5 protein-coding genes are annotated in these 6,429 nt (G+C 50.4%); 3 read left to right on the top strand and 2 right to left on the bottom strand.

Features of this window, described 5'->3' with window-relative positions:
- The 3 genes from ABYT30_RS13930 to ABYT30_RS13920 all read left to right on the top strand — a co-directional run.
- The coding region (locus ABYT30_RS13930; protein ID WP_373097076.1) for an acetyl-CoA C-acyltransferase at positions 1-922 on the top strand (922 nt) is incomplete at its 5' end.
- Positions 923-1,031: 109 nt separating this feature from the next.
- The gene (locus ABYT30_RS13925; RefSeq protein ID WP_373097074.1) at positions 1,032-1,862 is read left to right on the top strand and encodes a S1 RNA-binding domain-containing protein; all 831 of its coding nucleotides are present in this window, start codon (positions 1,032-1,034) and stop codon (positions 1,860-1,862) included.
- Positions 1,863-1,886: 24 nt separating this feature from the next.
- A complete protein-coding gene (locus ABYT30_RS13920) occupies positions 1,887-2,303 on the top strand; it encodes a pyridoxamine 5'-phosphate oxidase family protein (RefSeq protein ID WP_373097072.1) in 417 nt (138 codons plus the stop codon).
- Positions 2,304-2,345: 42 nt separating this feature from the next.
- Here ABYT30_RS13920 and ABYT30_RS13915 read toward each other — a convergent pair whose 3' ends face one another.
- Positions 2,346-5,462 carry an efflux RND transporter permease subunit gene (locus tag ABYT30_RS13915; RefSeq protein ID WP_373083305.1) on the bottom strand — a complete coding sequence of 1,039 codons (3,117 nt, stop codon included), beginning with the start codon at positions 5,460-5,462 and terminating at the stop codon, positions 2,346-2,348.
- Positions 5,459-6,429, bottom strand: a 971-nt coding sequence (locus ABYT30_RS13910) for an efflux RND transporter periplasmic adaptor subunit (protein ID WP_373097070.1), incomplete at its 5' end; no start/stop codon positions are given. The genes ABYT30_RS13915 and ABYT30_RS13910, both read right to left, overlap by 4 nt.

Raw genomic sequence — 6,429 nt, 5'->3', positions numbered from 1 at the left:
TAAATTGTGCGGATCAGGGATGCAGGCCACAATTTACGCCCACGACCAAATTAAGGCGGGGAGCTGCGACATTATCGTCGCTGGCGGCATGGAAAGCATGACCAACGCCCCACATATCGTGCTCAATGCCCGTAAAGGCGTCGGTACTGGCGGCAAAGGCTTTGAAGACCATATGTTTTTTGACGGCCTGCAAGATGCGTATTCCGGCCGTATGATGGGCAGCTTCGCGCAACAAACTGCAGACGATAATGAATTTACCCGGGAACAGATGGACGCTTACGCAATCGAGTCTCTTACTCGCGCGCGCAACGCTATCGAGAATGGCTCGCTAAAGGCGGAAACCGCGCCAGTGACGGTAAAAACCCGCAAAGGCGAGACTGTCGTCACTGACGACGAACAGCCACTCACCGCGTCTCTAGAGAAAGTGCCCACGCTACGCCCAGCATTTTCAAAGGACGGCACCATTACTGCAGCGAATGCCAGCTCTATCTCAGACGGTGCCTCAGCGATGGTATTGATGAGCGAAGCAGCCGTGGCAGAAAGTGGCGCGAAGCCGCTGGCCAAAATTATTGCCCACAGCCGCCAATCACTTGAACCAGCACTGTTCACCACTGCACCGGTAGGCGCGATGCAAAAAGTGCTAGCTAAAGCTGGCTGGACGAAAGACGATGTCGATCTTTGGGAAATCAATGAAGCCTTTGCCATGGTGACCATGCTGGCTATACGCGACTTAGAGTTAGACCACGCCAAGGTCAATGTTCACGGCGGCGCTTGCGCACAAGGCCACCCTGTTGGCTCAACTGGTTCACGTATTATTATTAGTTTAATTTATGCCCTAAAACAGTACGGCAAAAAGCGCGGCGTAGCCTCCCTATGTATTGGCGGCGGCGAAGCCCTCGCGGTTGCCATTGAGCTAGTCTAAGCTCATAAGGCGGCCAGTTCCTACTGGCCGCCAATCCAAAATATTCTCCCGCTATACTCTCACGCCAAGTCGCACTAGACTTGCAGTTACATCCTCCGAGGAATTTTAAATGCCCGATATCGGTCGCGTTAACCGACTTACCGTCACCCGCCAGTCGCCTGCTGGTTTTTATCTTGATGGTGACAAGCTCGGTGACATTTTCCTCAGCCGTAAAAATGCGCCAGAAAATTGCCAGATTGGCGATGTTATCAACGGTTTCATTCACCACCACAGTGATGGCAGCTTAATAGCTAGCAGTAAAACACCCATCGCCCAATTGGGGGATGTCGCCCTACTGAAAATTTCGCAAATCAATGATACCGGCGCATTTCTTGACTGGGGTTTAGATAAAGAGCTGCTCCTACCCTACGCCGAACATATGGGAGAAATCACCGCCGGTAAAAAAGCCCTCGTCAAAATTTACTTAGATAAAAGCTACCGCATTGTGGCGTCGATGAAGCTCGACGAGTTTATCGAGGACACCGCCCCTCATTTAAGTCGCGGGCAATGTTTTGACGTTATTGTTGCCGGCAAAACAGAGCTGGGGTTTAAAGCGGTTATTGATAATGAATATTGGGGCTTACTTTACGACAGCGATTTAGTTCGGCCATTGCGCAAAGGCGAAACGGTCACTGCCTATGTCAAAAAAGTGCGCGACGACGGCCGTATCGATCTTAGCGTTCAACCTATCAACATTGGCGGCAATGATATTGCAGCCAAAATCATTGCCCAGCTCGAAGCCAATGACGGCTTTCTTGCCCTTGGCGACAAAAGCCCCCCAGAAGCCATCTACAGTCTATTTGGCGTCAGCAAAAAAATCTTCAAGCAAGCCATTGGTCGGCTTTATAAGCAAAAGCGTATAAACATTGAAGGTCAGGGCATACGATTAATAAAACCCTAATTATTACTTTGCATGGGAAACAATATGGACACTACAGCGTTTTTAAACAACAACCTGATCCCCGTGCGACTTGCGGCCATCGACAAAGACGGTTTTCCAGTGATTTGTTCGCTGTGGTTTATCTACCAAGATGGCGAACTGTTATGTGCAAGCCACGCTTCAGCAAAAATCATTCGCGTATTAAAAGAAAACCCCCACTGTGCATTTGAGGTATCAATTAACTCAGTACCCTATAAAGGTGTCCGTGGCAAAGCGATTGCAAACTTAAAGAGCGATGCCGACGGCGCGGTCTTAAGCCAACTAATCGCACGTTATTTAGGGGACAGCCAACCTAAATTGAGCAAATGGCTACTGAGCCGCCGCAAAGACGAATACGCCATCCATTTAAAAATAACATCGCAGTCGAGCTGGGACTTCAGTGAACGAATGCAAGGCAACTAAAAATCGTCACACCAGCTGCCTTGCAATAAATTGATCACAGCACTATTTGCTACGTTTAAATTTTTCACCAAACGTGGCGAACAGTACATAGAACAACGGTACAAATACCGTTGCAACAAAGGTCGCGACCAGCATTCCGCCTATAACCCCGGTCCCAAGCGAAACCCGGCTCCCTGCACCAGCACCGCTGGCCATTGCCAAGGGCAAGCAGCCTAAGGTAAAGGCTAAAGACGTCATAACAATTGGCCGGAATCGCAGGCGGATTGCATCAATAGCAGAGTCGACCACTGACATACCCTGCCGTTGCTTTTGCATAGCAAACTCGACAATCAATATGGCATTTTTACTGGCTAAGCCAATTAGGCAAACTAAGCCAATTTGAAAATATATGTCATTTTCTAGGCCGCGCATCCAAGTAGCAACGATCGCCCCCAGCAGCGCAAAGGGTACCGCTAGTATAACGGCGGCGGGAATAATCCAGCGCTCATACTGCGCTGCTAAAATCAAAAACACCATTAGCACAGCAAGAATAAAGGCCTGACCACCGGAACCGTCAGACGACTTTTCTTGATAGGAACTGCCCACCCAGCCCAGGGTATAATTTCGCCCGAGCAGCTCGGTAGCCACGCGCTCTAATGCGGTAATGGCATCGCCAGAACTATAGCCCGGCGCCGGGTTGCCCAGTATTTTTGCGGCCGGAAATCCATTAAAGCGACTCACCGTATCCGGGCCAACAATCCGTTCTACCCGCAACAGCGTGCGCAGTGATACCAGACTGCCATTCACAGAGCGCACGAATACTTTGCTGAGATCTTCGGGGCTGCCGCGAAAGTCCTCTTCAGATTGTAAATTCACTTGAAAGCTTCGGCCAAACAGGGTGAAGTCGTTTACATATAAACTGCCAAAACTGGCCTGCATGGTGCTAAACACATCCGCCACCGGCACACCGAGACTCAGGGCTTTTTCTCGGTCTAGGAACAATCGGTATTGCGGGGTATTAATATCAAAAGTGCTGTATACACCGCGCAATTCAGGCTGCTCATTCGCCTTTTGCACAAAGGCATCCAACTGCCCAGCCATCGCCGCCATACCGCTGTCACTGCGGTTTTGCATATAGAGTTCAAATCCCCCTGTCGTGCTCAAACCAATAATCGGCGCGGGATTAAACGCAAACATAATGCCGTCGAGCAGGTCTCGACCTAAACCTGGCAGACGATGTGCAATTGCAGCGGAGCTCTGCTCAGCATCGGGACGTTGCGCCCAATCCTTCAGCATCACAAACGATACCCCTGCATTGGTTTTTTGAGCGCCAGACAATATATCAAAACCCGAAAACGTCATTACACCATTGACGTCACTCTCTTCAAGAATCCTGTCATTCATCGCATCCGTCACCGCAACCGTTCGTGACAGAGAAGCTGCCGGCGGCGTTTTATAGACCATCATCACATAGCCCTGGTCTTCGGCGGGAACCAGACCTTTCGGTACCGTTTGGAACAGGAACCACGTTAACGCCATCATCGCCGCAAACAAGCCAAGTCCAATGACGCGATGCTGTATTAAATAAGTGGTGGCAGCCACGTAGCCATTGCGAAGCCAATTGAAGCCACGATTAAACTTTCCTAAGAAGCCACGCTCAGTTGGTTCGTGCCCCTTGGTTTTTAACATCATTGAGCACAGTGCCGGTGTCAAGGTTAATGCGACAATGCCAGATAAGATAACCGACACCGCTATCGACACGGCAAATTGACGGTACATTTCGCCAGTTAAGCCTTCCATAAAAATGACGGGCAGGAACACCGCACACAATACCAAAACAATAGCGACCAGAGGGCCCGACACCTCTTCCATCGCCCGTTTAACCGCCGTATTTGCGTCGACATGCTGTTCTTCCATAATACGTTCGACGTTTTCAATTACGATAATTGCATCGTCAACAACAATACCTATCGCCAGTATGAGTCCAAACAGCGTCAACAAATTAATGGAGAAACCGACTATATACAGACCGGCAAAGGTGCCGATAATCGATACGGGTATAGCCAACAGAGGAATGATCGTCGCGCGCACATTTTGCAAAAACAAAAACATGACCAATACGACCAATAACAGCGCCTCAAAAAACGTAACAACAACTTCCTTAATCGAGTGCTCAACAAACACCGTGGTGTCGAATGCCAAATCGAGATTAATACCCTGGGGCAACTTCTCGCGCACAGCAGCCAATACGGCCTGAGCCTCCGCGCCAGCATCTAAGGCATTCGCCCCCGGCTGCAAATACATGGCCACGGGCACAGCCGGCTGACCATTATAAGAACCTTTAAAGGCGTAGTCCTTAGCACCCAATTCCACGCGAGCAACATCACCTAGGCGCAGCGTCGCGCCGGAATTATTGGTGCGAAGAATAATGTGTTCAAATTCCGCAACCGTCGCCAATCGGCCTTGGGTGGTTACCGTGTAGGTGAATGGCGCATCCTCAACCATCGGCTCAGCCGCGAATTTACCTGCGGCAAAATTGGCATTTTGCTCACTGATTGAACGCGCCACATCGGCGGGTGTTAGAGAAAACTCTGCGAGTCGATCCGGTTGTAACCAAATACGCATTGAATAATCTTTGGCACCCAACAACCGCGCATCGCCAATACCGGGCAGGCGACGTAATTCATCAACAATATTTAATAGCGCATAATTACTTAAATAGATGGCGTCGTATTGAGGGTTATCAGAGGTCAAGGCGTAGATCATTAAAATGCTGCTAGAGCGCTTGCTAACCTGAATCCCTTGCCGCTTAACAGACTCAGGCAGACGATTTTCCGCGACCGCAACTCTATTGCTCACATTGATTGCAGCCTGGTCTGGATCGGTCCCGGTCGCAAACACCACGCTGATACTCACGGCGCCAGAACTGGACGCTTGAGTAGACATATACAACATGCCATCGACGCCATTAATCTGTTGCTCTAGCGGCGCAGCAACCGTCTCAGCGATAGTTTCAGCGTTGGCGCCGGGGTAGCTGGCGCTAACAATGATTTCTGGCGGCAAGAATTCAGGGTATAAAGATATCGGTAAGCGACCCATCGCCGTTGCGCCTGCGAGTAACAGCATTAAGGACAATACAATTGAAAGGACGGGGCGATCTATAAAAAAACGGGGGTTCACTGGGCGCTCCCCTCCGCAGACACGGCTGGCTCAGCGGCAACTAATTTCACCAGACGTGGCGCAAGTAAGGCCCCCGACTGCACCCGCGACACCCCATCGACCACCACCAGATCACCGGCATTCAAGCCAGACTCAATAATCACGCCCTCCTCTGACTCGAGACCAAGAGTGACATTGACAATTTCCGCTCGATTATCCTTATCCACCCTGAAAACGTAGATACCTTGCGCGCTTTGCATAATCGCCCGCGCTGGCACAACGATAGATTTCAGGCTCACCAAACCGTGCAAGCGCACTCGTAAAAATTGCCCCGGCAATAAGCTGCTGTCAGGGTTCGGTACGGTCGCCCGCAACTGAACCGTGCCAGTCATTTTATCTATCGCACTTTCCGTAAAATCAACATGCCCTAAGCGTGGATAAATATCATTTGGCCCCAGAATTATTTCAACATCTCGCTTACCTTCGGCAAACTCCACTTCGCCTCGCTCGATCATGCGCCGAATGCTAAGTACTAATTTATCAGGCAGCGACACATTAACGACGATTGGGTCTAGCTGGGTTATTTCTGTGAGCAGACTATTACCGGGCCCAACCAAACTACCTTCGGATAGCTGCTCACGACTTGTCATACCCGCGATAGGAGCTTTCACCTGGGTATAATCCAAATTAATTTGCGCCGCTTCTACTTCAGCCTCCGCCAACTGCACTGCCGCTTTGGCAAAATTCAGATCAGACTCCGCGTCATCACGTTCGCGACGACTGATGGCATTGGTCTTAATCAGTTCACCAGCACGCTCCCAACGGCGGAGCGCAGCCGACAAGCCGGCGTTGGCCTGCGCCAATTGAGCCTTACTGCGATTAAGGGCTACCTGAAACGGTGCCGAGTCAATTTGAAATAGCAGCTGCCCCGCCTTTACCGCCTGCCCTTCAGTATAAGTTCTGCGCAGTAAAATACCTTCGACCCGCG

Origin of the sequence: Zhongshania sp., assembly GCF_041623545.1 — a bacterium.
Classification (GTDB): domain Bacteria; phylum Pseudomonadota; class Gammaproteobacteria; order Pseudomonadales; family Spongiibacteraceae; genus Spongiibacter.
The sequence above is the reverse complement of the archived record's forward strand: the minus strand, read 5'-3'. Positions and strand labels throughout refer to the sequence as shown.

What these genes read in the sequence shown, in the direction of transcription:
- ABYT30_RS13920 (WP_373097072.1), top strand. Translation starts at nt 1,887, where the DNA reads ATGGACACTACAGCGTTTTTAAACAACAACCTGATCCCCGTGCGACTT.
- ABYT30_RS13925 (WP_373097074.1), top strand. Translation starts at nt 1,032, where the DNA reads ATGCCCGATATCGGTCGCGTTAACCGACTTACCGTCACCCGCCAGTCG.